Below are 3836 nucleotides of genomic sequence, written 5' to 3'. Positions count from 1 at the left end.
ACCGCACCCAGCGCCGCGCGGGCAGGCCCCAGCAGCGTGTGCTCCAGCGCGCCCAGCTCGATTCCCCACAGCATCGCCACCGTAAAAAACACCGTGCCCAGCACCAGCCGCGTGTGCTTGCGGTCATCCTGCAGTCCGGCCTCGCGGCAGGTGATCCCGTGCAGATTGCAGGCAAACAGCAGCGTCAGCAGCACACACTCCAGCACCGGCTCCGCGATGGTCTCCGGCATGGCAAAAAAGCGCGTGCTCGTCGTGCAGCCCATGGCAAACAGCAGCGCCGCAGTCATCTCCTTCGGCAGCACATTCCCCATGCGGATGTCCAGCTGCCGCAGAAAGGACAGCGCCATCACCCCCAGCACAAAAAGACTCAGCGCGAGCTTCGACCCGCTGGCGATCGGCATGCGCGAGATGAGCATGATGCCCCCCAGCCCCGCGCACGAGACAAACACATCCCGCGACAAACGGCTGCCCTGCGCAGACCACGAGGCCAGGTACAGCGCCACCAGCAGCGCCAGGCTCACCGCCTGCCACAGCACCCCTTCGGGTATCACATACAGCGCCATCCACCCCAGCGTCAGCAGCGCCGGCGGCAGCACCCCCAGCAGCAGCACACGGCGGTGTCGGTGGTAAAACGCATGCCGCACATCCAGCTCCGCCACATTTTTCACCGCCAGCGTGTCCAGCGTGCGGTCCAGCAGATAAACCACCCAGCAGGCCAGCCCGAGGCCCGCACTTAGCAGCGGTGTCAGCCGGATGCCATGCGCATGTGCCAGCGCCGCCTGCCACAGTACCGCCACCACCGGCGCCTCCAGGCTCAGCACATGCGGCCACAGCCACCACGGCGTAGGTTTCACAGGCGCGGATTCACTGGCTGGGAGGGCGGCGGTCAAGACCTGCTCTGTAGTGCCGGGAGCATGAAGTGAAAAGAGAAACGTGCAAAGCGCTCTGCCGCCGCTGGAAAGTACGATAGGCACTCCTGCCTGTCGATCAGCGCTCCCGCCACCTCCCCAAGCCCTCGCGTCACCCACCGCGGCGTGGTCCGCACATTCCATGGGCGGTCTGGACTCCGAAACAGCACTCGGAGAGTCCGCACCACTCCACCTCTCTCCCTCCGTGAAACTTCACTCTCCATCCGAAGTGAGGTTGCGGTGCGAATCGCAAGCGACACTTTGCAACACCCCCCTCATGATTGGCGACGACTACTTCGAACTGCGTTCACGGATTGGCACAGACCTGCTGGCTCTGGCCGCTGCCCTGCGTGAATCCGGCGGCGACAGCGAATCCGCCGCCATCCTGGACAATCTCATCGCCTCCCTCAAGGAACCCTTCGTCTTCGTCGTCGTCGGCGAGGTCAACGTCGGCAAATCCACCTTCCTCAACGCCCTCTTCGGCCAGGATTTCTCTAGCACCGGCGTCGTCCCCACCACCGGCAAGATCCTCTTCTTCCGCCATGGCGAAGAGCACAGCGTCGTCCCCGTCACTCCCACGCTGGATGAAGTCTACGCCCCTGTCGATTTCCTCCGCGACTTCCACATCGTCGACACCCCCGGCACCAACTCCGTCGAAAACGAGCACCAGCTCATCACCGAGCGCTTCGTCCCCATCGCAGACCTCGTCATCTTCGTCTTCTCCGCCATGAACCCCTGGGGCGCCTCCGCCTGGCAGTTCTTGGAAAAGGTTCACCGCGAGTGGATGCGCCACGTCATCTTCGTCCTCCAGCAAAGCGATCTCCGCAGCCCCGAGGAGATCCAGGTCATCACCGACTACATGGGCCAGCTCACCCGCCAGCGCTTCGGCCGTGATTTCCCACTCTACGCCGTCTCCGCCAAGAAAGCCTTCCTCGCCCGCAATGCCGGCATCGAGCGCGAGCGCCTCCTGCAGGACAGCGGCTTCCACGCCCTGGAGGCCCACATCTCCTCCATCGTCCGCCACAATGCCGCCCGTCTCAACAAGCTCGCCAGCACCATGCGTCTGGCACGGCAGATCCTCGATGAAATGCGCGCGCGCCACACGGCCACCATGCAGCAGGCCAAGCGCAAGACCGTCGTCCTCCAGGAGCTCCAAACCGAACGCGAGCTCCAGGTCGACCGCACCCTGAAAAAAATCCTCCCCGCACTCGATGCCACCGAGCGCGACTACCACGAGTCCGTCATGCGCGTCGCCGGCCTCGCCAGCGATGCCCTCACCACCCGCAAAGCCTTTCAGCGCAAAGAAGCCGAGGAAGACGAAGCCGAAAACGGAGCCCGCCCCCAGAGCCTCGATCACCGCCTCTTTCAGGAGCTCCAGCACCGCACCGGCGACCGCTGGCGTCAGGTCAGCCTCGTCCTCGAAGAAGACGTCCATCAGTTCGAGCGCTTCCTCTACGCCCAGGGCCGCGGCATCCTCTTCCCCCCGGATGTCGTCCTCCCCTCCCATGACTACGGCGAGGAAGAAAGCGAGCTCCGCCGCCGCTTCGGCACCCATGTGGACTCCTCCCTCCGCCGCTTCGTCATCGGGCTCAAGCTCGATGAAGACATCGAGCCCGGCCTCGAAAGCGCCCGCGTCACCGCCCGCTGGCTCCCCCGCCTCATCATCCCCATCATCCTCGGCACCGCCCTCTGCGGCTGGTTGGACGATCTCACCAGCGCCGCCATCGCCTTCGGCGCCGGCCTCCTCCTCCTCGGCGTCGTTTACCTCCTCACCCAGATCCGCCTCGCCAACGCCCGCAATTCCATCCTCGACAAGCTCGAAGAATCCTCCGTCACCCTACGCGAAATGCTCTCCAAGCAGGTCACCGAAGACGTCACCGCCTCCTTCACCAAGTTCCTCGACACCCTCAATCCCGCCCAGGCCAACGCCGCCCACCTCGAGCGCGAGCAATCCACCCACGTCGACCGCCTCCGCACCCTCGCCGACTCCTTCACCGTCATCGACCACCAGATCCAAGCCCTCATGCCCCCCGGCGGAAAGTAAGAGCGACAGCCCCCCAAACACCTCGCAGTCCCTTCCGTCCTTTGTGTCCCCACGTGACACTCTCAAACACACCCGCAATCCGCCAACCCCAGCGCCGGTAGGGAACCGCTGCGCAGGTCCGAATTTTCGGGTCTATCGCCGTCGCAGGCGCACAAAAACGCACGCCGTCCTTGCAGCGTAGAAAGCCAGCCAACGCCGGACACTTGCCACAGCGCCCCACAAGTCCTCCAAGCCCTCTCCTCCGAAAGCGCGTAGCGCTGGCACAACCGTAGCCGTGGGTGCCAACCCACGGAACCGCATCAACCCATCCCACCCAAGGTCGTGGAACCGCGTAGCGGTGACACAAAGCGCCGCCACACCCAAACCTGACGGAGCTCAGCCAGCGATATCGCGCGTTTTCAAACACGTCCCAAAGCCCCGCATTCGGCAAGCCAGTGCGCCCGTGAATCACTAGCCAGCGCACCAGCGTTGCCGTAAACTCGCCCAGCTCTCCTGCAGGTCACATAGCTCCCATATCAGTCCCTTCGCCACACCCAGCCCCCCCTGCTATCGGCTCCGCCAATTTTCAGTTCCCAGTTTTCAATTCTCAGTTTTCAGTCCTCCCCCAGCGCCGAGGACCAGCAGGCAAACGAACTCACCCCAAAGCTCTCGCGCCATCCCCGCCTCTTCCTCAAACCATCGCAATCCCCTCCGCCTCCACCTCCGCCTTTGCCCTCCGCTCTCCCATCCCCCATCTCCCATCTCCCGCCCCAGGAGCTCAAGTCCGCCCTCATCGCCCAGGCCCGCGCCCTCGGCTTTGACGACTGCCGCATCGCCCCCGCCCAGCCCGCCGCCCATCGCGCCCTCTTCCAGCAGTGGCTCGCCGAAGGCAAACACGGCGACAT

Annotated in this window: 1 protein-coding gene and 1 pseudogene; one reads left to right on the top strand and one right to left on the bottom strand. The window is 64.6% G+C overall.

Annotated features, from left to right (window positions below):
• Positions 1 to 890, bottom strand: a pseudogene (locus WAW39_RS12345) (hypothetical protein); the annotation flags it as partial.
• A 295-nt stretch (positions 891 to 1185) separates the two neighbouring features.
• Here WAW39_RS12345 and WAW39_RS12340 point away from each other — a divergent pair.
• Entirely contained in the window at positions 1186 to 2952 is a 1767-nt protein-coding gene (locus WAW39_RS12340; RefSeq protein ID WP_422319215.1) for a dynamin family protein, read from the top strand.
• Positions 2953 to 3836 lie beyond the last annotated feature (884 nt).

The organism is Prosthecobacter sp., assembly GCF_049294395.1.
Taxonomy (GTDB): domain Bacteria; phylum Verrucomicrobiota; class Verrucomicrobiia; order Verrucomicrobiales; family Verrucomicrobiaceae; genus Prosthecobacter.
The sequence above is the reverse complement of the archived record's forward strand: the minus strand, read 5'-3'. Positions and strand labels throughout refer to the sequence as shown.